This window comes from Vibrio injensis (assembly GCF_001895205.1).
Lineage (GTDB): Bacteria > Pseudomonadota > Gammaproteobacteria > Enterobacterales > Vibrionaceae > Vibrio > Vibrio injensis.
Genome location: NZ_BDJF01000027.1, coordinates 661,495 through 686,700, shown reverse-complemented (window position 1 = coordinate 686,700; position 25,206 = coordinate 661,495). Strand labels below are relative to the sequence as shown.

Below are 25,206 nucleotides of genomic sequence, written 5' to 3'. Positions count from 1 at the left end.
TATCTTTCTGAATCAATCATCATTTGATGTTGGCTAAGGTCAATAAAATTGACTCCAATTGATCCCACGGCATCAATTGTGAATCAATGACTTCTAAACGAGATTCAAAGCCTTGTAGGGTTAACTCGTTAACCGATAACACCCCGTTATTGGCATTAAAAGCATAACAACCTTTACTCGTATTCAGCACCCCTTTCACTCGTTCAGAGGTTAGGGCACTAAGCATTGAAAATAACTCATCAAAATCAAATAGATACTCCGCACCGAATAGCCAGCCACAACTGTAGTAGCCTTGACCACGATTTTCTTTACGTAGGAATGCTTGTCCCGGTGCTAAAGCAAACTGTGGCTCTAATTGCGCATGATGATGGTGATGAGCTTCGATATGGCTTGATGCACTTTCCGCACTACGTTCTATATCAAGCATCGAGAGCGGTAAATTGCCCTGACTGACTAACTGATAAGCCGCTTTCGCTGGTTGCTGTCTGGCGAACCAAGTCTGGAAAATCTCAATATCTGTTGGCGTTGCTTGATCAACTTTATTGGCAACAATCACATCAGCACTGGCTAATTGATCATTAAAATTTTGATTCGTCAAATATTTATCATTACTTAAATGACACGGATCAACTAATGCAATGGTCGCTTTGAGGTCAACATAAGGCTGATATTGGGCAGAAGTTAAAGTGGCGATAACTTGCTTGGGGTGCCCTAAGCCTGTCGGTTCGATCAATAAACGATCGGGCTTCTGTCTTAATAGGGTATTAATCCCCACTGACATAGGTACACCCGCCGTACAGCACATACACCCACCCGGGACTTCTTTAATGAATGCCCCTTGTTCAGACATCATCGCGCCATCAATACCAATTTCACCAAACTCATTCACCAACACCGCCCACTTTTCATCCGCCGGTTTATGCTTCAATAAGTTTAAAATCGTGGTCGTTTTACCTACGCCAAGAAAGCCAGTAATAATATTAGTCGGGACTTTTTTTGTCATCGTGGTACTCCTTTTCGCGGAGTATATACAAAAAACAAAGAGGTGTAGACTGAAACGAGCCGAAGACAAGCGCTTGAATAGTAAAAGGCGCACTGTATGAGCGCGCCTTAATCCTCGGAACTCAATCGTGAGTTGTGCGAATCAGGAAGGCTATAGTTGCAACCTGATCATAATCGAGGCTATCTGAATTGTAGGTTGAATCCATCCAAATTGTAGGTAAGGCTTGCGTTTCCTCCTGTTGAAATACTCTGTTTGCCTTACGCCTTAACTATCGCTCATTTTTAGAAAAACACCATTTTTTTCTTAGCTATTTTTGAGTTTAAATACGACTTTGCGATCTTATCCCAAAAATCATTATTACCTATAACACAAGAGCTATTTTTCCAATTCAATATTTCATTTTTAAAACTATAGTTAAAAGATTCGCCAAGTATAATTTACATTTTGTCACACATTATAAGGCTATTGTATACATGCTTATCCGCGAGAAATTCTCTCATCGATTGCTCCATAAAATACCTAAAGATAACTTTAGCCAATTTCTTGCCAACGATAAGCTTTCATTACCCATCCTATTTTTATCGATGATAGTCGGAATATTAGCAGGCCTGATCGCTACTTATTTCGAACTTGCCGTGCATTTCGTATCAGAGTCTCGCACCGAATGGTTAGTGGGTTCGATTACTTCGCAAGTTCCGCTTTGGTTAGCCGCTTTTTTGATCAGTGCAGGTCTAGCCTTAATCGGCTACTACCTCGTTCATCGATTCGCACCTGAAGCCGCAGGCTCTGGTATACCAGAAATTGAAGGGGCAATGGATAACATTCGCCCAGTTCGCTGGTGGCGCGTTTTACCGGTTAAATTTATCGGCGGTATGGGCGCGCTTGGCTCAGGTATGGTTTTGGGAAGAGAAGGTCCAACCGTACAAATGGGCGGTGCCGTTGGTCGAATGGTATCTGATGTTTTTCGAGTAAAAAACGATGATACTCGACACTCTTTGCTTGCCGCTGGCGCTGCTGGCGGTCTTGCCGCTGCGTTTAATGCCCCTCTTGCGGGTATTATGTTTGTTTTGGAAGAAATGCGCCCACAATTTCGCTACAGTTTCATTTCCGTACGTAGTGTGATCATTGCAGCCGTGTCAGCCAATATTGTGTACCGAGTCATTAATGGCCAACAAGCGGTCATCACTTTGCCGCAATATTCGGCCCCTGAACTTTCTGCACTCGGTTTTTTCCTATTGCTTGGCGCATTATTTGGCCTTTTTGGAGTCGCGTTCAATCGGCTGATCACCCTTAGTCAAGACGCTTTTATACGCCTTCATCATAATATCCGCCATCGTTATCTACTCACAGGGTCATTACTTGGCGGTTGCTTTGGGTTAACTCTCCTCTATATCCCAGACCTAACCGGAGGAGGAATTAGCTTAATCCCTTCAGTGGCTATGGGAGAATATACCACTGGCGTATTACTGTTATTATTTTTAGGGAGAATCATAACCACCCTACTCTGCTTTGGCTCTGGCGCTCCCGGTGGCATTTTTGCTCCCATGTTGGCATTAGGGACACTGTTTGGCTACGCCTTTGGTTTAATCGTTCAAAGCTGGTTTCCAGAACTCAATATCGAACCCGGAATGTTTGCAATCGCAGGCATGGGAGCACTGTTTGCTGCTACGGTTAGAGCACCGATCACTGGTATTTTATTAGTGATTGAAATGACTAATAATTATTATTTAATCTTACCTTTGATCATTACCAGTCTCGGTGCAGTCATTTTTGCTCAGCTTTTAGGTGGTAAACCTATTTATAGTCAACTTCTACATAGAACGATAAAAAAAGAAAAACTGCGCCAACAAGAGCTGCCCAAAAGCTAATATCGGCAAATGTGATCATTTTGTGACTCTTATCCCGTGATTGATTACCCATGTAACGCATAAACTTGCTAGAATCGCCGCTGTTTTTATGGTTGGTTATGCGTTTCAATGGAGTGAACATTGCACTGGAAAAGATTACTACACGTACAAAGCGTACCGGCTTCGCAAGCCGCTCTAGCCTTGGGCGTTATCGGCTTAGGCCAAGCATGGACACTTTACTCACCCACTTGGGGCTCTCTTTTCCATCCTTATTTTGCGCTGTTTGGTAGTTTATTATTACTGCCCGTTTTAGCTAAATATCTCACTAGTTATTCTTCATTTATTAATGATCTCCGCCATCCTTTACATGGCAGTTTAATGGCTCCGATGAGTATGGCGTTGCTGATTTTATGTGATTATTTAGCGGTCATTTCTCCATCTGTTGCCTATCCGATCTGGGCTCTCGCTCTATTGCTACACATCACCATGATGGTGCTATTTTTCCGTTTTCAACTGCTGAATTTTAAAATATCCAATATTGTCCCCAGTTGGTTTCTCTATCCAGTAGGGCTGATCAGCAGCTCTCTTGCTGGGACACAGTTTGGTCATACTGTTTTCTCTGAAACGCTGGTTAGTCTCTGTATTGCTATCTATTTTGTGATGTTACCCGTCGTGCTCTATCGCTTAGTCTTTGAAGGCATGCTGCCCAGACGCGCGCGGCCAACCTTAGCGATTATGGCTGCACCCATTAACCTCACTCTCGCCACCTATCTGGTCAATTTTGCAACTCCCGACCCCATCCTCACGGGAGCCTTAGCAGGAATCGCTATTACCATGACCCTGTTAATTTATCTCTGTTATTTCAGACTATTGCGCTTAGCCTTTCAACCATCCATTGCGGCACTTACCTTTCCTTCGGTGATCAGCGCTATTGCTATGCACCGTTTAACCGATTATTTTTCAGAGTCTTATCCACACTGGTATTGGTTACATTTATTTGGTTTATTTGAACTGCTTGTCGCGACGGGGTTGGTCGCTTGGGTTATTTGCGGGTACTGGAAAATGTATTGGCCTTCCTCATTAGATAGAGTAAGTTAAACCATCACCAAACAACGTTAGCATGCCATACAGCAAAATTAGCCGACTGGGTGAGTCATTGGTTATTTATCATCATCGCTTGCCATAGACAGAACCATAAACCACTCCTAAACTTAGAATAATTCAACCAGATAGGTAGCATGATAATGAGACAAACCAAACGATTAACTCAGTTATTATGGTTATTATTGCTATCGGTATTCACACTACCTGCGTTCACTCAATCTAATTTTCCTAGTCAGCCACTGACTATGTTGATCGGTTTTAATCCTGGAGGAAGTACGGATATTCAAGGCCAAGTCCTTGCGAAAGTACTTTCCGAAAAACTCGGCCAACCAGTGAATATCATTTATCACCCTGGCGCGGGCGGTGCTTCTGCTGCTGCAATGTTGGCCAATAGCCGCGATCAGGGCTACACCTTTCAATTTGGTCTTTCTCTGCCTTATACATTTGCACCGTTAGCGACACCGGCTTCTTACCAACTCACCAGTTTTCGATATGTAGCAGGCATTACTCTGGATCAAATTGCTTTAGTCACCGGCCCCAATACTCCATTTGCTACGTGGGCTGAGTTTATTACTTATGCCAAAGCTAATCCCGGCTTAGTTTATGCGTCGCAAAATATTCAAGATCGATTCGTAATCAATCGAATCATGCGACGGGAGGGTATTATATTACGTGTTATGCCCACCACCGGAGGGGCGGGTATGGCGCCATTAATTCTTTCTGGGGATGCCGACCTTGCCTTTAGTGGCGGTACACACAGCGCTTATACTGACTCAGGACTGATGCGTGTGCTGGCAAGTTTAGCCGATGAGAGACTGGTTCATTATCCAGAGGTACCCAATTTAAGAGAACTGGGTTATGACGTCAGTATGCATGCGATCCGTGTGATTGCCGTGCCAGCGAATACCCCTGACGACCAAGTTGACATTTTAAGTAAAGCGCTGCAATCAGCGATTCAAGACGCTCGATTTAAACAAGTCACAGAAGAGACAATAAAAATGCCCATTATATTTATGGATGAACCAGCATTAATTGAATTATTCAACGCCCAAGTAAAAGAATATAAGCAATTAATTTCAGAGTCTCGATGAACATTTTTATAACACTGATTGAAATACACTAATCAGAATCATAGAATAATAAGATTCGAGGAGAGACACATTAATGTCACCGAGCTCAGAGATAGGAAAAAAAAACAAAAGAAACAGGTGGGAACTCAAATTCACTACCCGAATTACTTTGCTTTTTGGTTTTCTGAGTCTGTTTGCTCTGCTCGTTTCGATGTTTTATTCAATCCGTACAGCAGAAATCAGTTTACATTCAGAAATTAAAAACAGTTTAGAACAGCGACAAAGAACTGTACAAAGTTTGATAGAAAATCGCCTAGACTTATTAGAGGTTTATTTACACACGACGGCGTCTAATCAAGTGTTCACCTCATTAACTGGTGAAAGTTTTGAGTTTAATAATATTGCTGAGGATATGATCTATATGTTTCAAGATTCAGCATTAGGGGCCAACCTTGATATCTTCTTTTTAACCGACTCTTCAGGTACCGTTTTGATGGATGCGGGACTTCCTTTATACAATATTACACCGATATTAACCTCCCTACGCTCCCCATTACACTATACGAGTGAATGGACATTAGTACACAGTCCAAATTTAACTGCTTTACTCAAAGCGACTCCAATTTTTGACCCAGCGAGTATCCAATTACGCGGTTATATGTTTATTGGTTTGGCGATTGGACAAAACCGTAGCTTTATCCAGACGCTCGCTGAACGGGCCGATTTAGATGCTCTGTCTATTCATTATCAGCAGGCAAGACTCATTCAATATAGTCCAAGTATCGCGCTTCCAACACGTTCGAGTGAAGAGGCAGCTTCATCACAAATGCGTGTCTACGAAAATCTATATCTATTAAATTCGCCTCTGAACATTCAAAATAAAGTCTATCCCTTAAGCTTAAAAATGGGGATTGATAAGCAACGATTTCGTTCTGTTTCTGAACATTATTGGCAAACTTTCGTCTTATTATCTGGCGGATTTTTACTATTACTGACCTTTGCCGCTTGGCTTTTACATTTGAGTCATAGTCGAGCGATAAGCCAATTGACTAACTATATCCAAGGCGTTCAACAGGGCCTAAGAGTACGATTCTCTCCTACTGGGGTCTATGAATACAATCAAGTCGGAGAGGCCATGCAGCATATGGTAGAGAATCTAAAAATTGCTGCGACCGTATTTGAATCCGCCGAAGGTATGGTGGTAACCGATGAGAAAAAATATATCCTCAGAGTTAACCAAGCATTTACTGACATCACTGGTTATCAAGCGAAGGATGTACTAGGTCACCATATTAAAGTCATTCGTTCGGGTCGTCATAATCAAGAGTTTTATGACAATCTTGAACTACAATTACAAACCCAAGGTTCATGGCAGGGTGAAATATTAAATAAGCGAAAAAATGGTGAAGAATATCTACAATGGACGATGATCACCGCCGTGATGAGTGATAACGATAATGAGATTATTAATTATGTTATCACGTTAATTGATATTACCCAACGCAACGCTGCCGAAAGTAAAATAAAGCAATTGGCTTTCTACGACCAATTAACTGGCTTACCTAATCGTCAGTTATTAATGGAGCGTTTAGAATCCGCCAGACTCAATAGCCAAAGAAGTAGACAATATGGTGCAATTTTATATTTAGACTTAGATGATTTTAAAACTCTGAATGATACTCGCGGCCATGATACTGGGGATAAATTTTTAACCTTAGTCAGCCAACGATTGCTTGATTGTGTACGTAGAACAGATACCGTAGCTCGAATCGGTGGTGATGAATTTGTCATTATTCTTGAACAATTGGATACCAATTCAGACATTGCATCTCAACGCGCCGACTCATTGTGCAATAAGATCTTAGATACACTATCTAAACCTTATTACATTGATAACATTGAACATTTTAGCACATTAAGTATTGGTGTTACTCTGTTTCTCGGAGAGAATAAAGGCATTGATGAATTACTCAAACACGCCGACTTGGCCATGTATCAAGCCAAAGGAGCGGGGCGTAATACGCATCGATTCTTTAATCCAGAAATGCAAGCCAAAGTGTTAGAGCATGCTGCGATGGCCAATGATATTCGCCATGCTTTAACTCGTAATGAATTTACTTTGTATTATCAGCCACAAGTCACCCATGATGGTACGCTTACTGGCGCTGAAGCCCTCATTCGCTGGCAACATCCTAAGCAAGGAACGATTTCACCAATGGAGTTTATTCCTATTGCTGAAGAAACTGGATTAATTCTTCCCTTAGGTGAATGGGTATTGGATCAAGCTTGCCAAGTACTGGCTGTATGGCAAAACTCACCCTTAAGTGAACCATTAGTTTTAGCCATTAATATTAGTGCCAAGCAATTTCATCAAACTGGTTTTGTCCAACAGGTTCTAGATGCATTGAAACGTTATGGAACAAACCCCCATCGTCTTAAACTTGAACTAACAGAAAGTATGCTTCATCAAGATCTTGAAGATACCATCACAAAAATGTCGCAACTGAAAAAGCACGGTGTCAGCTTTTCCCTCGATGATTTTGGAACCGGCTACTCATCACTCAACTACTTAAAACGATTGCCTTTAGATCAACTTAAAATAGATAAATCTTTTGTGCGAGATTTATTAACTAATACTCATGATGCAGATATTGCTCGTACCATTGTTTCACTAGCGAAAAGTATGAATTTATCAGTTATTGCTGAAGGGGTCGAAACACAAGAGCAAAGACTCGCTCTCGCCAGTTATGGCTGCTTAGACTTCCAAGGCTATCTATTCTCTCGCCCCGTTCCTATCGAAGCTTTTCCATTTAATTATCCCGACGCTACGACCACAGCAATAGGCGAAATGAAATAAGTCACAATAGACTTGTATGATAAAGACACTCTTCATTACGACGAAAATGCAATGAGTTTCAACAATAATCTAAGGACTGCTTTGTAAATAAAACGGTGATGATAAAGGAAGCGACTATCTGCTGGATAAAAGACAAAAAACAGCGCATTTTGCGCTTTATTGGGTGATTTTAACTATGATTGGAGCGTGCGGCGGGAATCGAACCCGCATCATCAGCTTGGAAGGCTGAGGTAATAGCCATTATACGACGCACGCTTTGTTTGGTCTGGCTTGCTTACGGGGTGTATATTGCCATAGTTATGAGAAAAGAAAAGCCTTTTTTAATAATTTCTGTTTGTTTGCTTGTAAAATAAACAAACCAATATCAATGGGTTAAGTTTTAATCTTACCAGGCCAAATGATAGGCATTTTTACCTCCCATAATGTCGATCTTGTTCGTCTCACCACTCCCATATCATCACCCAAATCAATGGTCCGCACTTCTACTCAAGCGGCATCAATAATTTTCACCAATCAAATGTGAAAAGTGATTCCAATCACACCGATATTGGTTATAATCCGCGCGTTTTGTGATTTGTGTTGATAATTGCAAACTAATTTTTAACTAATGCCGTTGGCATTTTCCTGAACTGACCTTTGAGTATCCCAACTAATGAGCAAGATTGATAAAGCGCTACGTATTCTTCTAGCTGGTTTTTGTATCAACCTTTGTCTTGGCATCCTATATGCTTGGAGCGTATTTAATAAAGCGCTCGTTAATGATTTTGGCTGGAGTGCAGCCGATGCCTCTTCCCCTTATGCCCTTGCAACCATTGCTTTCTCAGTTTCATTGCTGATCGCGGGTGTCCTACAAGATAAAATGGGACCACGTAATATTCTTATTCTTGGCACCTCACTAACTGGTTTAGGCATGATTGCTTCTGGATTCGTTTCCTCCGTAGCCATGCTTAATATTACTTTTGGCATCATCACTGGTGCTGGTATCGGCTTTGGTTATGCTTGCCTTTCTCCTTCTGCGATGAAGTGGTTTCACCCTTCAAAGAAGGGAATGGTTAATGGACTCATTGCCGCAGGTTTTGGTTTAGCCGCTATTTATCTTGCTCCTTTAACCTCAACGCTGATCACTCATTATGGTATTCAAACTAGCTTCATTTTACTCGGTATCGGCGTGTTGGTTATCGCCGTGCCGTTGGCATGCACTATCAATAATCCGCCAAGTGGCTATGTACCCGCTGAACCTGTATTAAAAGCGGGACAACAAGCCAAAAAAGTGTCTGCTAATAATGATATGACTTGGCGAGCCATGCTAAGAACCCCACAATTTTACGCTTTATGGATCATGTATGCCCTAGCCGCATCGGTTGGCTTAATGGTCATTGGCAATATAACCAATATCGCTAGCGTACAAGCAAGCTTACCTAATGCCGTTTATCTTGCCTCTATTTTAGCGATTTTCAACTCAGGTGGGCGCATTGCTGCGGGTGTATTGTCAGACAAAATCGGCGGCGTAAAGACTTTACTGATTGCCTTTTTACTGCAAGGAGCCAATATGATGTTGTTTGCTCAATTTGACTCTGAATGGACACTGATTATCGGTACTGCGATCGCCGCTGTCGGTTACGGTACGTTACTTGCTGTCTTCCCATCGATCACGGCTGAGTTTTATGGCTTAAAAAATTACGGCACTAACTACGGTGTTCTCTATACGTCATGGGGCATCGGTGGCGCAATTGGCGCGGCGGTAGTTGGCTATTCCATGACACATGGTGGTGGTTACCAGCTCGCTTACAGTATCTCAGCGGCAATGATGGCTCTGTGTATTGTACTGGCCTTAGTGACCAAACCCGTGACTCGTCCAGAGGTTTTAGAGTTGAAAACTGCTTAATCTCACGGTTCAACGCTTCCTTATAACAAACGCGCCGCTTTAAAAAGCAGCGCGTTTTTATTTATCCAAATACTCTAAAACCAAGGTTTACGGCTCAAAATATAAGTCTGCTCAAACTCTTCATCGGATCTCGTCACGTAAATAAGAAACTCTACAAAAGCGATAATGCCAATGATCGCCGAAGGTATACCCAGTAACAAAAAGCCTAAGAGAAAAGCAAACAACATGATCAATCCTTGTTTGGTATACCCTAAATAGAACTTATGTACCCCTAACGAGCCGAAGAAAAATGCCAGTAAAGCGGCAACAATTTTCTTCGATGACTTACTGCTCGGTAGCGGATAAATCGCGGTGGCTTGACCATCCTGAACAAAAAAATCAACCGTAAGACCAATTTTTGGCCCCTGTTCGCCTTTCCACTCGTATATAGTCAATGGATATCGGTTACCATCCTCACCGGAAATAAGCCCAGTGCGGTCGAACTGATTGAAATCAATAACAGTGCCTTTCATTTTTTACTTATACCTCAGATAATGAATGTTACCATCTCTGCACATTCACCAAACAGGGTATATACTAACCATGAATGGCCAGTAACTCCCAACTCACGTAGATAACCGGAGGTGTGAGATGAACATTAGAGATAACATCGATGCTTTAGAGCAACAAATTTACGTTGCGTGTTCAGAAGGTGATTTTCAAACCGTCAACCACCTTGAAAAACAGTTAGAGCAACTTCGAGGCAAAATGGAACACCCTTTCGATGAAGATCCTTACGCACTCGAAGGAAGAACGTTTATTGATGATGATTGGCGATAAATAATGCAAGGGAGCCGCTGGCTCCCTTGCCACATCGCACTAAAAAAAGCGGATCCGACTGCGTCCGCTCTCGTGGTCACGTTGCTCATCAACGGTAACCACATCAGCCGCTTTATGAGTTGTCTTATTTTTACTGTTACTTTTAGCCTTCTTCTGGTTAGATTGGCGGCTTGAGCTTTGAGATATTTTAGATTGTGATTTTTTTGCTTTAGGGGCCGAGGAGGCTGATTTTTTCTTGGTTGGTGCTTTTTCTGCACTTAATGGGCGTTCAATCGGCTCTGTCACCGGCGCATCACAAATCACTAGATAATATTCTTGATTGAACTCAATCAAGTCTCCATCGTACAATTTACGACGTTTACGAGCTTCTAGCTCACCGTTAACGACAACGTAGCCTTCAGCGATGACATGCTTCGCTTCTCCCCCCCCGCTAACTGCATTAGCCAGCTTGAGCACCTTATATAATTCAATCGGCTGATTATCAACTTCTACACCAATCGCTTCAATTTCCACTTCTTGTTGGTCGTCAACACTTTGACTCATGATCATTTCTCATTCAATATTTCGCGCTAGTGTATACCGAATACACTCACAGACAAGACCAGAAACAAGGCTTGTCATACCTACTAAGCCAACAACATTGTCGATTAGGCGGTATCATGACTTATTTTAGGGTTTCATCGCCATTTCTTTAGCGACTAAACGTAATAAAAAGGTCTCTCTTTCAATGCTCATACCCTTTTTATCACTACAAGCCATCGTCTGCTCGTTATGAGCAATTGCTTGATGGATATTCACCCACATCGGCTGCATGCCATTTTTTATTTCATAATCTTCGAAACGAGTATCACCTAACTGACGATCCACTTTGCAGGAATAGCAGTAGGAAATCATATGCATCACATCTGCATCATCGCGATACCAGGGGCGAAATTCTTCATAAATACCATAGGGTTGAATATGATGAATATGATTTGCCCCCGTCTCTTCTTCCAGCTCACGCACGAGCCCTTGAATAATATCTTCATGCTCATCAATACCACCTCCAGGCAGGGTGTAATCATGATAACGCTGAGTGTAGAGCAGTAAAATATCATCGCCATCGAGAACGATCGCACGAGCAGCCTTGCGTTGGACAATAGTATATTGACTGAGTTCAGCCACCTCAGGATGAATAGAGGTATGTAAATGCTTCATAAACGACCTTTTTATTTCTTAAGGATGGATTTTATCATGATCCTCAACACGGCGTGAGACTTGCTCTGGTTTTTTAGGCTTAGATATAAACGACAACGATTATCATTGCCGAATGATTCATTTACCGCTAAGGTAATAGAGAAAATAACCCCCTACTTTGATGAATGTATATGGCAAATCAAGAAAAACAACGTGACTTCTATCTGGTGACTGTGGCCGAGACTCAGCGCCTTTCTCCCAATATTCAACGTATCGTGCTGCAAGGCGATACCATCGCCCATTTTGGTGAGCAAAGTATTGGCGGCTACTTTAAACTGATTTTCACCCCACAAGGTGATCCTGATCTCTCGCGATTGATGCCAAACGAGCGACCAATTTTACGTACTTATACCATTCGTGAATTTAATCCTCAAACCAATCAAATGACTGTCGATTTCGTCCGACATATTACCGAGGATCTGTCCTGTGGCTTTGCCGCTCGCTGGGCAGAAAACGCAAAAGTGGGCGATGAAATATTCATCGCCGGACCAGGTAAAAGCCAGGGCCCAAATTGGGCAGCCGATTGGGTCTGTTTAGCTGCAGATATGACGGCACTACCCGCGCTGGCAACAACACTCGCGAGCTTAGACTCACAGGCTCAAGGCTATGCCGTGATTGAAATTACTCATCCTGACGATCAACAATCGTTAATCGCGCCACCAGGAGTCAACATCATCTGGGCTCATACTGAGCAAGGAGAAACGCTAGCGCAGACCGTAAAAGCTCAACCTTGGTTAGCAGGACGTTGCACCGTTTGGTGTGCTTGTGAGTTTGAGTCTATGCGCGAGCTTCGCCAATACTTTCGTAATGACAAGCAAGTGGATCGCGATCATATATACATCAGCAGCTATTGGAAGAATGGCGTAACAGAAGATGGGCATAAAGTGATAAAACGAGAAGACGCTGAAGCGAACAGTTAAAACTAACGCCGTTTTTCCCCCACTGGCTTACTGAAACACGACTGGATATTCAACTTATATCCAGTCGTGTTTTTAATATGGTTAATCGTCACTGTGCTTTCTCTGCACCGTCAGTAAAGATTCAATCACAATGGCATCATGACGCCAATAACTTACTTCAGCATCAATTAACTCACCTTTTGCATCGTATCTGATTCGTTCGATAACCGTTGCCGGTGTTCCTTGCGTCGTACGTAGAGCTTGTGTCATCTCACCCAACAGTGATCGACTGGTAATACGGTAACGTATCGTCGCACACTCGGTAAAAAAGTGTTGTTGATAGAGCAAAGTCAACGATTGACTTACATCTAAAGTCAGTAAGTTCGGAAAACGTTCTGGATTAACATAATGGGTCACGAAAGCAACCGGCCTTTGCTCTAAACAGCGAACGCGTTCAAGATGATACACTTCTGAAAAAGGCTTGAGCTGCAATAAGTGACTGGCCTGCTGATTGGCTAAGCGACTTTTAGCAGAGAGTAATTGCACCATTGGAACACGTTGCTGAGTTTTTGCTAGCTGTTCAAACGTTAGATTTTGTGTTGGATCATAGCGTAGTGGCAAAGGAGAAATAAACCAACCGCGACGATCTTCTCGATAAATCCGCCCTTCAGCTTCGAGTAAAGAGAGCGCCTCACGCAAAGTTACCCTGGTGGTTGAGAATGATTCAGCCAGCTTACGCTCTGAAGGCAGTTTTTGTCTGGCAGACAACTGACCAGAGCTTATCTGTTCAATGATAATGTCTTTAATCGCTAAATACTGCACGATAATCCTTGATTAAAATGATAGCGCCGATATCTCTCTCGACAACGCCAATGGAAGAGTCCAACCATACCTGACATGTCGATAGTAACGCAAAAATGTAAAACTATGGGCATATAGATTGTATTTTCTCTCCATTCGGTTTATGTTCTATATCACAATAGGTGCCAAGCGGTACCACTAAATCAGTTTCTATGCCGCCCTGATACGTTCAGGGCGGTATTTCTTTTTGGAGAAAACAAAATGCCAAACAATAATAACGCGATTATCGTATCGACTCTGGATATGGATCGAATTAGCGCACTGATGGACAAACTACCTAAGTTGTCTCAAGAGTTAGAACGTCTAGAAAATGAACTCGACAGAGCCACCGTGTTAGCGCCTGAAGAGATTCCTGCGGATGTCGTCACCATGAATTCTACTGTGAAATTTAAGTTTCAAGGCAGTGACGATGTGATGCAAAAAACCTTGGTGTACCCTCATGACGTTAAGAGTAACGATGATATTTCAATCTTTGCTCCCGTTGGTAGCGCATTACTTGGGCTTTCTAAAGGCCAGCAACTGACTTGGCCAATGCCAAACGGCGTTGAACGCACCATCGAAATCATCGATATTATCGATCAACCAGAGCGCAACGGCGAGTATAACCGCTAAACGCTTTGACCTGATGCAAAGGTTAACTTTGCATCAGGTTTTGCCTATCTTAGTTACGCCAGCAAAATCGTTTTTAATTCGTGTAATGACGCCACTTCATAATGCGCATTGATACCACTTGGTTTTGGATGTTGATGAGTATTCAACCAGCATGTCTCAAGCCCAAAGTTCAACCCACCTAAAATATCAGAGTGTGGGTTATCCCCCACCATCAATACTTTTTCCTTAGCTGGATGCCCCATCATTTCCATGGCATAGGCGAAGATACCTGCATCCGGTTTAGCAATACCAATCTGTTCTGAAATCACGATATGCTCGAAATAGTGCTTCATGCCAGTTTTGGTTAATCGAACATCTTGTAGCTCGGTAAATCCATTCGTGATGATGCCAAGCTTTGCCTTACCACGTAATGCTTCTAATAATTCTCGAGCGCCAGGTAATAAAGTACAAATATCCGCCATCGCGGTCAAAAATGCGCTATTTAATTCAGCTGGCGTGGTATTCAGTTTTGTTGCCCATTGTTCGAATCGCGTGTGCTTTAGCTGTGCTGCCGTAATGTCACCATTTTGATAGTCTACCCATAAAGGCTTGTTAACCTCTTGATATTCCATAAAATCTTGCTCGGTGAAATCCACACCTTTACGGGAGAACATCAACTGCATTCCTTTAAAAGAATCAAAATGGAATAAGGTTTCATCCGCATCAAACAAAATCCAATCGTACTTCATCATTTACTCCTCAAATTTGCTGAGCAAGTGTAGATTGTTTTTAATAAGATGTTAATCTCATATTAGATCCGTTAACTGATTAAGGAGCAGAGTAATGAAAAAGATTGCTGTGATATTAAGTGGATGCGGGGTTTTCGATGGCGCTGAGATTCATGAATCGGTACTTGCCCTTTATGCAATAGAAAAACAAGGTGCGCAATGGGCCTGTTTTGCGCCAAATATTGAGCAGACTCAAGTGGTGAATCACCTCACTGGTGAAATCATGCTTGAAACTCGAAACGTACTGGTCGAGGCAGCAAGATTGACTCGTGGCAAAGTACAAGATGTGGCAGAGCTCAATGTTCAAGATTTTGATGCATTACTGCTCCCAGGTGGATTCGGCGTCGCCAAAAACCTCAGCGATTTTGCCACCAAAGGAGCCAACTGCACGCTCAATGAGCAGGTCGCAAAAGTCTGTCGTGACTTTGCTCAAAGTGGTAAACCCGCCGGTTATTTATGTATCTCGCCTGCACTCATCCCGCTTATTTATCCAACCGGCGTAGAAGGCACCATTGGCAATGACCAACACACAGCAAGTGCATTTAATCAAATGGGTGGAGAGCACGTGAATTGTCCCGTTGATGATTATGTTTACGATCAACGCCATAACGTTCTCTCGACTCCTGCTTACATGCTTGCGGAAAATCTATCGCAAGCTGCAGTCGGCATTGATCGATTAATTAAACGTTTAATCCAATTGGCTTAAAGTAAGGCACGCTTATTCAAAGCCAATAACGTTCAATCTCTACACTTAATATACCGCTGAAAACGTCTGTTTTCGGCGGTTATTTTATTGCTATTCTCACTTTATTTGCGAATGACTTAATCTTATAAGTAGATAACCACTCAGTGATGAATTCTCTCATCCAACAACAACCGTTACCGAGAGTGATTCTAGCTTTCACTACCCTCAGCATAGATAAAAAATGAACATGGTTACACCACTACACCTTCAAATGACAAAAAATAAATAGAGCGATTAAATTGATTACTATTTAATTAGGCTCTCTGAGCCTACGGATCAACAACACATAATAAAGGCACTATAATTGAGTTTGCTAATACGCGCAAAATAATAATATTTCGATAATGACAATATTTTTTTATACGACAATATATCCTTTGTCAGCTGGCGCTTACTTTCAAAAAAGGATATTAACCATGAAATATGGCACCTCAAAAAAACAACTACCTGAGTTTATTCAGCAACGATTAGATGTATTTATTAATGACCTTATTGATAGCAATAATAATGGTAAACACTTGGTTCTTGGCAAGCGTCCAAGCACTAATGATATTATTTTGCAGAGTAATGATTACCTTAGTTTATCTCATCATCCACTCATTAAAGCTCACTTAAAGCAAGCCATCGATGACAGTACTGATAGCGTATTTATGTCAGCGATCTTTTTACAAGATGATGCTGATAAACCTGATCTTGAGCAACAGCTTGCCCAATTTGCTCAATTTGATACGTGTTTACTTTCTCAGTCTGGTTGGAATGCGAATACCGCACTCTTACAAACGATCTGCTCACCTGACACTAATGTCTATATCGATTTTTTTGCTCATATGTCACTTTGGGAAGGCGCTCGCTATGCCAACGCTCATCTGCACCCTTTTATGCATAATCACTGTGATCATTTAGTGAAACTCATTAAACGCCATGGACCAGGATTGATCGTGGTCGATTCTATTTACAGCACAATTGGTACTGTCGCCCCATTAACGGATTTAGTCGCAATAGCCAAACAGTATGGTTGCGCTATTTTAGTTGATGAGTCTCATTCACTCGGCACTCATGGTCCTAAAGGTGCCGGTTTGCTCGCCGAACTTGGTTTATCATCACAGGTTGATTTTATGACAGTTAGCTTAGCGAAAAGTTTTGCTTATCGAGCTGGCGCAATCTGGGCGAATAATCATGTTGATCGCTGTTTACCTTTTGTCGGTTATCCCGCGATCTTTAGCTCAACCATTCTCCCTTATGAAGTCGCCGCGCTCAGTGCTACCTTATCGGTAATACAATCGGCGGATGATAGAAGGAGACAGCTTTTTCACCACAGTGAGCGATTACGTCAAGGTTTGCTTGATCTTGGTTTTACAATTCGTAGTCAATCGCAAATTATTGCGTTAGAAACAGGTGATGAGCGTAATACCGAAAACGTGCGTGATTTTCTAGAAGAGAATGGCGTATTTGGTGCGGTCTTTTGTCGGCCTGCTACAGCAAAAAATAAAAACATTATTCGATTATCATTAAATAGTGCACTAAAAGAATCTGATATTCAAAAAATTCTCTCAGTGTGCGAATCTGCGATAAACAATAAACAACTCTATTTTAAATGATTAACTATTAACTCAAGTAGATTTATAGCATTCTAAATTTATCACTATAGATAAACTCAAGAATTTATATAAAATCCACTTTATTAATATTGAGAAATACTGTTTAAATAACTATAGGATATAGGAGGCTTCCTATATCCTATAACCAGTCAGCCACTTTATTTAACAATTTATCCTTATCAGCAGGTTTAACGATGTAATCATTCATTCCTGCACGATAAAGGCAATTTATTGTTTCTGAGCTGTTATCCCCAGTATAACCAATAATAGGCGTTTTACGATATTCGGCCATTGAGTTTCGGATGATATTGGTCGCCTCTAATCCATCAATGACGGGCATTTCAACATCCATTAAGATTAAATCCATTTTATGTTGTTTTAGTATCTCTAAGGCTTGTTGACCATCGTGAGCTTGATAAACATCATATCCTTGCCTTTCCAATAAAATAGCTGAGAAAGCACGTAAAGAGTCGTTATCATCAACCAGCAGAATACTTCGTTGATAGTTGATCTCTCGTTGTGGAATATTTCCCCGTTCGACTGCAACTTCATCAATCGAAAATAGTAATTTTTCAATAGTTCCAATACTATCTTTTAATAAATGACGTATCTCGATTGGATAAATCGTTAAATAACGAGAAATATTGACCGGATAGCGCTGAGATTGGTCGTAAATATAACATATTCTCGCCTCCGTGAAATGCAACTGACCTTCCAACTGGCTCAATTGATCCCACTGTGTATCAAATGGTGCTAAATCAACGAAGATAAGATCAAATTCAAACTCGTACGCTTCCTTTTGCATCGCTTGATTGAGTGTTAGCGTATGCAAAGTCAAGCCTAAATAAAACGCTTGTTCATTTAAATGCCGACTTAATAAACTCGGTTCACCAATTAATAATATCGATTTAGATTTTACTAACTCATGTTTTATCTGTTTGATGCGTTCAGACTCAACATCGGGAAACTGAAGAGTAAATTGGGTCCATTCACCAAAGACGGAACGACAAACAATTTCCCCCCCAAACGAGTGCATGACTTTTCGACAAAAAGGCAGCCCTAATCCATAGCTATTATGTTTACCAAAGGTATAAAAATCCTTAAAAATTTCTTCGAGCCGTTCGGCTTCAATGCCGATGCCATTATCTTTAACGGTAATAACGTTCTGTCCATTAACTCTGTTTAATTCAATATGAATTGAAAAAGCTTCGCTGCTTTGATAGTAAAACGCGTTTTTCAATAAATTGTACAACGCAAATTTGAGTAAGGTATCACTACCAAAAAAGTTAAAATCCTGATGAACAACAAATGAAACCGCCGCTCGATCAACCGCTCGTTTGTAGGCAAAAGAGTGGATAGCATTTTCAACCACCACAGCGGCCGATAACTTGCGAAAAGTCGACGTCGAGACACGGTGCTGATCGATCGATGTTAGCAGCAAATCTATCGTTTCATTACCAGAATGAATCACCTCATCCGCATCATTTAGTATTTCATGCAATTGCTGTAAATCTTGTTGATTAATGATGTAGGTTTGCAAACCTGAATGAGGAGCCGGTACCAGAGAGCGAACAACATCTAGCGAAGATTTGAGCGCACTGAGTGGGTTACGCATTTCGTGTGCAATTCCAGCGCCAAACGATTTTGCTAATGATGCTTTGCTCTCGTGTGAGACCTGATTACGAAAATAGAACAGATTGCCGAATACATAAGTAAAAATAAAAATAGGCACATAAGTCCAAGAAATCATCTGACTAGGGGCGGCATCTACGACAACATAAACCGAGAAGTAGGCCAATAGCACGGCAATAATGGCTTGTGGCAACATTATCTTCGTTTCATGAACTAACAAAATATGCAAGAAAATTGAGGCCATGAAAGACATCGCCCAGACTGTTGACCAATCGTTCATCAACATCATGAAAGAAAAGAAGAAAGGCAAACAAAAACCTATCGACAGGAGATAGTAATAAGGTAAATAACGCTGTAAAACTTTAGGAAATGAATGGCGAAAAGCAATCCCAGCAAACAACAACGAGCAAAATCCCCGCAGCCAAAATGATTCATAGCCCTGAGGAAAGAGATAAGTCCATACATAGTAGTAAATCGGAAAACCGATGAAGCCCATCCATCCAACTAACGTTAAGTTTGGTTCTGCGTATTGGTATATTTTTTTTACCGCATCCATATGAGTTATCGCTGCCTATGATCCATTGATCAATCCTCTATCCTATCTTTGAACTATACAACAAGTTTAATGCTACTGCCGAGGGTTGAAGTCACGATATCCAAACGTAATGCAATTTGCTCTTTGAGCTCAGCAACATGAGAAATAATACCAATACAACGGCCTCCCTGTTGCAAATCCACTAAGGTTTGAATTGCCAAATCTAACGATTCAGGATCTAAACTGCCAAATCCTTCATCAATAAACAGGGTATCGAGCCGAATTCCACCGCTGTAGGCTTGCACCACATCGGATAAACCTAATGCCAATGCTAACGCCGCCATAAAAGATTCTCCGCCCGATAATGTCGCCACATCGCGCCATTTTCCGGTATAGCCATCTTCGACCATTAAATCGAGCCCTGAACCGGTATTACCTTTGGCGCGTTCCTCTTTGCGTTTTAACCAATACCGCCCCTTACTCATGATCTGTAAGCGTTGCGAGGCCTGAATCAAGACATCATCAAGCAGCACACCTAACACAAAGCGATGCAGACTCACTTTAGCGCCTGTGCGTCCATTGGCTATATCACTTAATGTGCCGTAAATTTGATACTCTTTTTCCAGTTGCGCATTGTTTTGATACAGCGTAACCAGCTTATCGCTCACTTGACGTAAACCGTCGTAACGTGAACGAACTTCACTGAGCTGCTGCAAGCAAAGCGTAACATGCGCTTGTTGCTGTTCTACCGCGGCCTTGAGTTCGGTGAGATTCGGTGGTGTTTGATGGTGTAATACCTTAGCCAACGCATCCCTCTGCCCTTGAAGCGTCGCTCGACGCTGTTCAAATTGACGAACTTTCTGCTCGATGGATAAACGCGTCTCTTCTGTCAACTTGGCTTGCAAATAATCTTCTAGCGAGGAAAAAGTGCTACCATTAAGCGCCACTTGCCATTCCTGAGCTAAGCGCTGCTCACTTGCCAACCAACGTTTCGCTAGCTGCTCGGCGCTGGTTAAACTTGCTTGAGCGGAAGAAAACCCTTGCTGAGCCTCCGCGAGTTGCGTTCGTGCCTGTAATTCAGCTTGCTGCAAGGCAGTCATTTGTTTTTTCACTCGCCCATAGGCTTCGCGTACTTGCGCGGCATCCGTAAATTCACTAGCAACTTCGGCTTGTAAACTGGCGACTTTAGTTTGTGCTTCAATCTCTGCTTTACTGGCTTGCTCGACTCTATACTGCTGCTGCTCAAGTTGTAACTGAACTTGCTGCAAGGCCGCTATCACTTGGCTCAGTTGCTGCTCAAGTGCTTGTGGATTTAACTGCGCTAAGCGCTCAATATCCGCTGCTAAGGTCTGATATTGCTGTTGTAATAAGGTTAATTCTGGCAGAGCTTTGTGCTCAATTTGCTCTGCAAGCTGCTTGAGCTGCTGCTGATAATAATTCAGACTATTCTCAGCATTTTGGTATTGCTTTAGCTGCTCGGTTTCACTCGCTTGATGATGTTGCTGCGCCTGACGAGCTTGCCGAACTTGCTCTTTACTGACTACTTGACCAGTAAATTGTGCAATATGGGGATGATGCTCACTACCACAAACTGGGCATGGATTGCCTTGTACGAGTTTCTGTGCCAATTCTGCGGCTTGATTACTGTGCCAATAAAATTCCAACTGATCGGCATGCTGGCTAGCTTGCAACGTTTGTTGCTGCGCCTGCTGATAAGCTTGCCCAGCTTGTTGATACGCCTGCTGTAACTGAGTGATTTGTTGAGTTAAAGAGTACTGCTTAACACGCAGCTGAATGTGCTCATCTAATTGACTAAGCAGCAATTGCTTGGCTTCTAGACCGCTGCGCTGACTGACTAGCAACTCTAACGCTTGCTGCTGCTGTTGGCGCTGATTGTCGAGATCAGTCAGCTGATTTTTCAACTGCTGATGCTGAGTCTGTTCCGCCTTTAACTCCGTAAGTGCTTTACTCTGCTGACGCTGTTGTTGCTCTAACTCCACCCATTTTTTGCCAATACTTTCCAGTTGATACAACTGTTGGTTTAGCGTCTCAATTTGTTGCGCGGCTTGCTCAGCCTGTTGGTGAGCCAACCTTGCGCTAGCCACTTGCTGCTCTGCTTGAGTCACCGCTTGTTGATGGCTTTTTTGCGCTTGCTCAGCCAGCGTCAATTGTTGGCGTGCATCAGATAATTGTTGATAAGGTAAATCGAGTTGCGCCGCTTTTTGGCCTTGTTGCAGTCTTAGTTGCAGCTCATCGATCTCAGTCTGTTGCGCCGTTAATTGCGCTTGTTCGCGAGCCAGTTGCTCTTGCTGACTGAATTTCTCTTGTAACTCTTGCCCCGCATGCCATTGCTGCTTGAGGACATCAAGCTGCTGTTGAGCCTGTTGGTGGCTTTGCTCATTGTGTTTTAGGGTTGGCTCAATGCTGATCAATGCTTGCTGCAATTCCTCCTCATTGGCCATGGCAACCACATTCAGCGCCCCTTTTATTTGCTGATCAAATTGTTCTTTTTGACGACTGATCCCAGCGGCCCGCTCTGAAAGTTCTCGTTCAATTTGCGCATAAATATGGGTTTGAAAAAGCTGACCAAAGATTTGTTCACGCTCTTTTGAGTTCGCTACCAATAATTCTCGAAATTTACCTTGCGGGATCACCATCACTTGGCGAAATTGCTTAACATCTAGGCCAATTAATTCCAATACAGCGGCAGCAACACGCTTCGGACTGTGAGCCAGCAGCTTTTCTTCCTCATTAGCCATCAGTTCAATTAAGCTGGCAGCATGGGATTTTTTAGTGGTACCTTCACCGCGCTGCTTAGCGACCTGCTGATCCGGGCTACGAATGATCTTAAACCGCCGCTGATGCAGCTCAAATACAAACTCTATTTCCGTCAGAACAGAATCCGGCGCATAATCACAGCGCATTTGATCGCCAGAACGTTCGCTCCCCGTGGTTTCACCATACAAGGCATAACATATTGCATCGAGCAGCGAGCTTTTTCCCGCTCCAGTTGGACCATTGATTAAAAATAGCGGCGCATGACCAAAAGCGCTGAAATCGACTACTTGCTGGTTGGCAAATGGACCAAAAGCTTGCAGAGTCAAAGTAATTGGACGCATAACTTAATTTGACTCCTGATTTTTCAGTGACTGGATGACTTGACTAATCGCCTGCGTTTGCAATTCCGTTAACGGCTCTTGCTTAGCTTCAAGAAAGAAATCGCGAAACATATCTATCTCACCACGCGCCAAGCGAGCACGCCCCATCGGCTGCTGGCTGTCCATTAGCATGCCCGGTTTCTCTAAATGCAACACATTTGGGTATACTTTACGCAGTTTTTCCATCGGATCTAAAATGGCATGCTTATCCATTAAACGTACTAGCAGATAATCATCTGCATGAGGATCCTGTTGACCTTGGGCCAGTAATGCCTCTAACTCGCCCTCGACAATACGCATATCATGAGGCGCAGTGAGCGGAATCGATTGTGCTGAAACAAAACCCTGTTGATTCAATTCAACCAAAGTCATGCCTTTTTTATGATATTGCTCAGAGAAGCTGTATTTCATCAGTGAGCCACTGTAGCGAATATAGTCTTGACCTTTATATTGCGGCTGATGTAGATGCCCTAGCGCCACGTAATCAAAGGGTAAAAAATGCTGGTGATTCACACAGTCAGCGCCACCAATCGACAGTGGTCGCTCTGAATCAGAAGTACTTGCGCCATCAACAAAGCAATGACTGAGCAAGACATGGCGTTGGCTGGGATTAAACGTGTCGACAATCTGCTGACAAAGAAATTGATGCGCCTGATCATGAGTACTGACCTTATTTTTAAACGCATCACGAACCTGCTCAGGATCGCTATAAGGCATACCATAAAAAGCCACTTCCCCGGCTTGCTCTGAGCTAAGCACCACAGGCTGTAACATTTGCGTAAAGTCACTGATAATATGCAAACCAGACGACTGCATATGTTTTGCCGCAAAACCTAAACGTTTCGCGCCATCATGGTTGCCAGGAATCATGATCACTGGGGTCTGTAATTGCTGACAAATGCGCGTTAACACTTCATCCAATAACTCAATTGCGGCAGTCGGTGGTACAGAACGATCATAAATATCACCGGCGATCAACAACACATCCACCGGATGATGAGTGATATAATCGATAAGTTGGTTTAAGACCTGCCGTTGGTCATCCAATAAAGAGACATTATGAAAGTGGCGGCCTAAATGCCAATCGGAAGTGTGTAAAAACTTCATTGCCAGCCTATAAGCAAAGGTTATGTTAAGCCTATGATAACCTTAAGCCATTATAAGATCATCGCTTTCATTGATCAGCGGCGAACTTTTAGCCGACGTGGGATCAGCTCAATGCCATTGGAAAAACGTTTTGCCGAAGCGTTCAAGGCTAATGCCATCGCACTATCCGCGATCAATTCAAACTGCTGGGGTAATGAATTAATTTTAATCGGCAAAAAGTCTAATAATCGATTATCGCCAAAGGTTGCCAGTCTTAGTTTCTCCATTAGTAATGGCTGCTCTAACAACACATCTAATACCCCTTCTAATAAGGTATAAGAAGTCACCACCACGGCATCAGGCACCTGGCCTTGTGCGTACCACTGTGCGAACACTCGCCGTCCGTCCTCGCGATTAAAGTGCTCACCATAACCGAGCATCATGTGCTTATTTGCCTGTTTCAATGCCGATTCAAAGCCCATTTGCCGCTCTTGGGAGATACTCAATTCAGGCAATGCACCAATCAAACCAACGCTGGTCACTTCATCACTCAACACCGATTGAGTCAGCTCAAAAGCAGCACTGAAATCCTCACTGACCACGCAAGGGAAATATTCATCATCCAAAGGTCGGTCAATAGCAATCACCGGCGTGCCCGCTTGTTGAACCTGCCAATAAAACTCACTGGCGTCTGTCAAGCTACTGGCCACAAATAAAGCATCAATCCGCCGAGAGACGAGAGCGTGGGCAACATTTTTTTCAATTTCTGCATCATCATCAGAACAACCAATTAATATTTGATAGCCCGCTTGGCGTGAATTATATTCAAGTAATTTGGCTAATTTGGCATAACTGGTGTTTTCTAAATCAGGAATAATCAAACCAAACGAACGACTATTACCCGCCCTTAACGAAGAAGCCGCCAAATCTGGGCGGTAATCGTATTGCTCAACAATGGCAATGACTTTTTGCTGAGTCTTTTGGCTAATGCGATATTTGGTCGCTTTGCCATTAATCACATAACTGGCCGTCGTTTTTGACACGCCAGCTAATTTGGCAATTTCATCTAGTGTCATATCCACTACTCGGGTTCTGTGCGTGGGATCATAGAAACAATTTTTTGATCCTTAATTGAGTTGAATTATAAGCTGAATCGATTCAGTATCAAAGCTGAAAGGATTCAGCAAAGGTTTAAATTGGTAGCCAAGTCGAGTTTTTTGGACTAAACCTAATGAAAAGCCACTGATTAGTTAAAGCATAGCGTTTGCTAAATTTTTTTAAACTTAAAGCTGAAACGATTCAGCTTAATCATAAATCACGATAATGCCACTATATACCCAAACAACTTGGCGTTGCAGGTAAACGGTGAGTGACAAATTTGTCTGGAACAAATTTGAACAGCCGTAGGCTGGCCTTTGGTGAGAGCCACGGATGGCTCTCATAATCCCCATGAGCATAGATAGACTCTATGACTGGGGTGAACAAACGTAGC

20 protein-coding genes and 1 tRNA gene are annotated in these 25,206 nt (G+C 42.5%); 10 read left to right on the top strand and 11 right to left on the bottom strand.

Going from position 1 to position 25,206, the window contains the following annotated elements; all coding sequences use genetic code 11:
* Window positions 1-19 precede the first annotated feature (19 nt).
* A complete protein-coding gene (locus BSR11_RS14995; RefSeq protein ID WP_072671132.1) occupies window positions 20-1,003 on the bottom strand; it encodes a CobW family GTP-binding protein in 984 nt (327 codons plus the stop codon).
* A 473-nt stretch (window positions 1,004-1,476) separates the two neighbouring features.
* On the opposite strand from BSR11_RS14995, the gene clcA reads away from it, so the two are divergent.
* From clcA to BSR11_RS14975, 4 genes are all read left to right on the top strand, one after another.
* Window positions 1,477-2,871, top strand: coding sequence for a H(+)/Cl(-) exchange transporter ClcA (gene clcA / locus BSR11_RS14990; protein ID WP_072671131.1), 1,395 nt, complete (start codon window positions 1,477-1,479; stop codon window positions 2,869-2,871).
* A gap of 120 nt (window positions 2,872-2,991) precedes the next feature.
* Window positions 2,992-3,948, top strand: a complete 957-nt coding sequence (locus tag BSR11_RS14985) for a TDT family transporter (RefSeq protein ID WP_072671130.1) — start codon at window positions 2,992-2,994, stop codon at window positions 3,946-3,948.
* 146 nt (window positions 3,949-4,094) lie between these two features.
* Window positions 4,095-5,045, top strand: coding sequence for a tripartite tricarboxylate transporter substrate binding protein (locus BSR11_RS14980; RefSeq protein ID WP_072671129.1), 951 nt, complete (start codon window positions 4,095-4,097; stop codon window positions 5,043-5,045).
* Between the two features lie 73 nt (window positions 5,046-5,118).
* Window positions 5,119-7,881: an EAL domain-containing protein gene (locus BSR11_RS14975; protein ID WP_072671128.1), complete on the top strand. Its 2,763-nt coding sequence runs from the start codon at window positions 5,119-5,121 to the stop codon at window positions 7,879-7,881.
* Window positions 7,882-8,061: 180 nt separating this feature from the next.
* On the opposite strand, the gene BSR11_RS14970 is transcribed toward BSR11_RS14975, so the two are convergent.
* Window positions 8,062-8,136 (bottom strand) — tRNA-Gly (locus BSR11_RS14970).
* A 397-nt stretch (window positions 8,137-8,533) separates the two neighbouring features.
* Between BSR11_RS14970 and BSR11_RS14965 the strand changes: the two genes are divergently transcribed.
* A complete protein-coding gene (locus BSR11_RS14965; protein ID WP_072671127.1) occupies window positions 8,534-9,766 on the top strand; it encodes an L-lactate MFS transporter in 1,233 nt (410 codons plus the stop codon).
* Window positions 9,767-9,840: 74 nt separating this feature from the next.
* Here the strand turns inward: BSR11_RS14965 and BSR11_RS14960 are convergent, their stop codons facing one another.
* Window positions 9,841-10,278 (bottom strand): TM2 domain-containing protein, encoded by a 438-nt coding sequence (locus tag BSR11_RS14960; protein WP_072671126.1) that lies wholly within the window; start codon window positions 10,276-10,278, stop codon window positions 9,841-9,843.
* A gap of 118 nt (window positions 10,279-10,396) precedes the next feature.
* Between BSR11_RS14960 and BSR11_RS14955 the strand changes: the two genes are divergently transcribed.
* Window positions 10,397-10,585 carry a hypothetical protein gene (locus tag BSR11_RS14955; RefSeq protein ID WP_004396488.1) on the top strand — a complete coding sequence of 63 codons (189 nt, stop codon included), beginning with the start codon at window positions 10,397-10,399 and terminating at the stop codon, window positions 10,583-10,585.
* Window positions 10,586-10,624: 39 nt separating this feature from the next.
* Here the strand turns inward: BSR11_RS14955 and BSR11_RS14950 are convergent, their stop codons facing one another.
* Together BSR11_RS14950 and BSR11_RS14945 are read right to left on the bottom strand one after the other, a co-directional pair.
* A complete protein-coding gene (locus BSR11_RS14950) occupies window positions 10,625-11,128 on the bottom strand; it encodes an RNA-binding S4 domain-containing protein (RefSeq protein WP_072671125.1) in 504 nt (167 codons plus the stop codon).
* A 126-nt stretch (window positions 11,129-11,254) separates the two neighbouring features.
* Window positions 11,255-11,782 carry an NUDIX hydrolase gene (locus BSR11_RS14945; RefSeq protein WP_072671124.1) on the bottom strand — a complete coding sequence of 176 codons (528 nt, stop codon included), beginning with the start codon at window positions 11,780-11,782 and terminating at the stop codon, window positions 11,255-11,257.
* A gap of 170 nt (window positions 11,783-11,952) precedes the next feature.
* Here BSR11_RS14945 and BSR11_RS14940 point away from each other — a divergent pair, with 170 nt between their 5' ends.
* Entirely contained in the window at window positions 11,953-12,741 is a 789-nt protein-coding gene (locus BSR11_RS14940; RefSeq protein WP_072671123.1) for a siderophore-interacting protein, read from the top strand.
* A gap of 81 nt (window positions 12,742-12,822) precedes the next feature.
* Here BSR11_RS14940 and phnR read toward each other — a convergent pair whose 3' ends face one another.
* Window positions 12,823-13,542 carry a phosphonate utilization transcriptional regulator PhnR gene (gene phnR, locus BSR11_RS14935; protein WP_072671122.1) on the bottom strand — a complete coding sequence of 240 codons (720 nt, stop codon included), beginning with the start codon at window positions 13,540-13,542 and terminating at the stop codon, window positions 12,823-12,825.
* Between the two features lie 240 nt (window positions 13,543-13,782).
* Between phnR and rnk the strand changes: the two genes are divergently transcribed.
* Entirely contained in the window at window positions 13,783-14,193 is a 411-nt protein-coding gene (rnk, locus tag BSR11_RS14930; protein WP_072671121.1) for a nucleoside diphosphate kinase regulator, read from the top strand.
* Window positions 14,194-14,246: 53 nt separating this feature from the next.
* Here rnk and yjjG read toward each other — a convergent pair whose 3' ends face one another.
* Window positions 14,247-14,921 (bottom strand): pyrimidine 5'-nucleotidase, encoded by a 675-nt coding sequence (gene yjjG, locus BSR11_RS14925; RefSeq protein ID WP_072671120.1) that lies wholly within the window; start codon window positions 14,919-14,921, stop codon window positions 14,247-14,249.
* 94 nt (window positions 14,922-15,015) lie between these two features.
* Here yjjG and elbB point away from each other — a divergent pair, with 94 nt between their 5' ends.
* Both elbB and cqsA read left to right on the top strand, forming a co-directional pair.
* A complete protein-coding gene (gene elbB / locus BSR11_RS14920) occupies window positions 15,016-15,666 on the top strand; it encodes an isoprenoid biosynthesis glyoxalase ElbB (RefSeq protein ID WP_072671119.1) in 651 nt (216 codons plus the stop codon).
* 455 nt (window positions 15,667-16,121) lie between these two features.
* Window positions 16,122-17,303 carry an alpha-hydroxyketone-type quorum-sensing autoinducer synthase gene (cqsA, locus tag BSR11_RS14915; RefSeq protein WP_072671118.1) on the top strand — a complete coding sequence of 394 codons (1,182 nt, stop codon included), beginning with the start codon at window positions 16,122-16,124 and terminating at the stop codon, window positions 17,301-17,303.
* 139 nt (window positions 17,304-17,442) lie between these two features.
* Here cqsA and BSR11_RS14910 read toward each other — a convergent pair whose 3' ends face one another.
* The 4 genes from BSR11_RS14910 to cra all read right to left on the bottom strand — a co-directional run bounded on the left by BSR11_RS14910 (window position 17,443) and on the right by cra (window position 24,790).
* Window positions 17,443-19,491 (bottom strand): ATP-binding response regulator, encoded by a 2,049-nt coding sequence (locus tag BSR11_RS14910; RefSeq protein ID WP_072671117.1) that lies wholly within the window; start codon window positions 19,489-19,491, stop codon window positions 17,443-17,445.
* Between the two features lie 53 nt (window positions 19,492-19,544).
* Window positions 19,545-22,589 (bottom strand): AAA family ATPase, encoded by a 3,045-nt coding sequence (locus BSR11_RS14905; protein WP_072671116.1) that lies wholly within the window; start codon window positions 22,587-22,589, stop codon window positions 19,545-19,547.
* A 3-nt stretch (window positions 22,590-22,592) separates the two neighbouring features.
* Window positions 22,593-23,735 carry an exonuclease SbcCD subunit D gene (locus BSR11_RS14900; RefSeq protein ID WP_072671115.1) on the bottom strand — a complete coding sequence of 381 codons (1,143 nt, stop codon included), beginning with the start codon at window positions 23,733-23,735 and terminating at the stop codon, window positions 22,593-22,595.
* Window positions 23,736-23,809: 74 nt separating this feature from the next.
* The gene (gene cra / locus BSR11_RS14895; protein WP_072671114.1) at window positions 23,810-24,790 is read right to left on the bottom strand and encodes a catabolite repressor/activator; all 981 of its coding nucleotides are present in this window, start codon (window positions 24,788-24,790) and stop codon (window positions 23,810-23,812) included.
* Window positions 24,791-25,206 lie beyond the last annotated feature (416 nt).

Excerpts from the sequence above, each read along its gene's own strand:
- BSR11_RS14995 (WP_072671132.1), bottom strand. The coding sequence starts at position 1,003 with ATGACAAAAAAAGTCCCGACTAATATTATTACTGGCTTTCTTGGCGTA.
- clcA (WP_072671131.1), top strand. The coding sequence starts at position 1,477 with ATGCTTATCCGCGAGAAATTCTCTCATCGATTGCTCCATAAAATACCT.
- BSR11_RS14980 (WP_072671129.1), top strand. The coding sequence starts at position 4,095 with ATGAGACAAACCAAACGATTAACTCAGTTATTATGGTTATTATTGCTA.
- BSR11_RS14975 (WP_072671128.1), top strand. The coding sequence starts at position 5,119 with ATGTCACCGAGCTCAGAGATAGGAAAAAAAAACAAAAGAAACAGGTGG.
- BSR11_RS14965 (WP_072671127.1), top strand. The coding sequence starts at position 8,534 with ATGAGCAAGATTGATAAAGCGCTACGTATTCTTCTAGCTGGTTTTTGT.
- BSR11_RS14960 (WP_072671126.1), bottom strand. The coding sequence starts at position 10,278 with ATGAAAGGCACTGTTATTGATTTCAATCAGTTCGACCGCACTGGGCTT.
- BSR11_RS14955 (WP_004396488.1), top strand. The coding sequence starts at position 10,397 with ATGAACATTAGAGATAACATCGATGCTTTAGAGCAACAAATTTACGTT.
- BSR11_RS14950 (WP_072671125.1), bottom strand. The coding sequence starts at position 11,128 with ATGAGTCAAAGTGTTGACGACCAACAAGAAGTGGAAATTGAAGCGATT.
- BSR11_RS14945 (WP_072671124.1), bottom strand. The coding sequence starts at position 11,782 with ATGAAGCATTTACATACCTCTATTCATCCTGAGGTGGCTGAACTCAGT.
- BSR11_RS14940 (WP_072671123.1), top strand. The coding sequence starts at position 11,953 with ATGGCAAATCAAGAAAAACAACGTGACTTCTATCTGGTGACTGTGGCC.
- rnk (WP_072671121.1), top strand. The coding sequence starts at position 13,783 with ATGCCAAACAATAATAACGCGATTATCGTATCGACTCTGGATATGGAT.
- yjjG (WP_072671120.1), bottom strand. The coding sequence starts at position 14,921 with ATGAAGTACGATTGGATTTTGTTTGATGCGGATGAAACCTTATTCCAT.
- elbB (WP_072671119.1), top strand. The coding sequence starts at position 15,016 with ATGAAAAAGATTGCTGTGATATTAAGTGGATGCGGGGTTTTCGATGGC.
- cqsA (WP_072671118.1), top strand. The coding sequence starts at position 16,122 with ATGAAATATGGCACCTCAAAAAAACAACTACCTGAGTTTATTCAGCAA.
- BSR11_RS14910 (WP_072671117.1), bottom strand. The coding sequence starts at position 19,491 with ATGGATGCGGTAAAAAAAATATACCAATACGCAGAACCAAACTTAACG.
- BSR11_RS14905 (WP_072671116.1), bottom strand. The coding sequence starts at position 22,589 with ATGCGTCCAATTACTTTGACTCTGCAAGCTTTTGGTCCATTTGCCAAC.
- BSR11_RS14900 (WP_072671115.1), bottom strand. The coding sequence starts at position 23,735 with ATGAAGTTTTTACACACTTCCGATTGGCATTTAGGCCGCCACTTTCAT.
- cra (WP_072671114.1), bottom strand. The coding sequence starts at position 24,790 with ATGACACTAGATGAAATTGCCAAATTAGCTGGCGTGTCAAAAACGACG.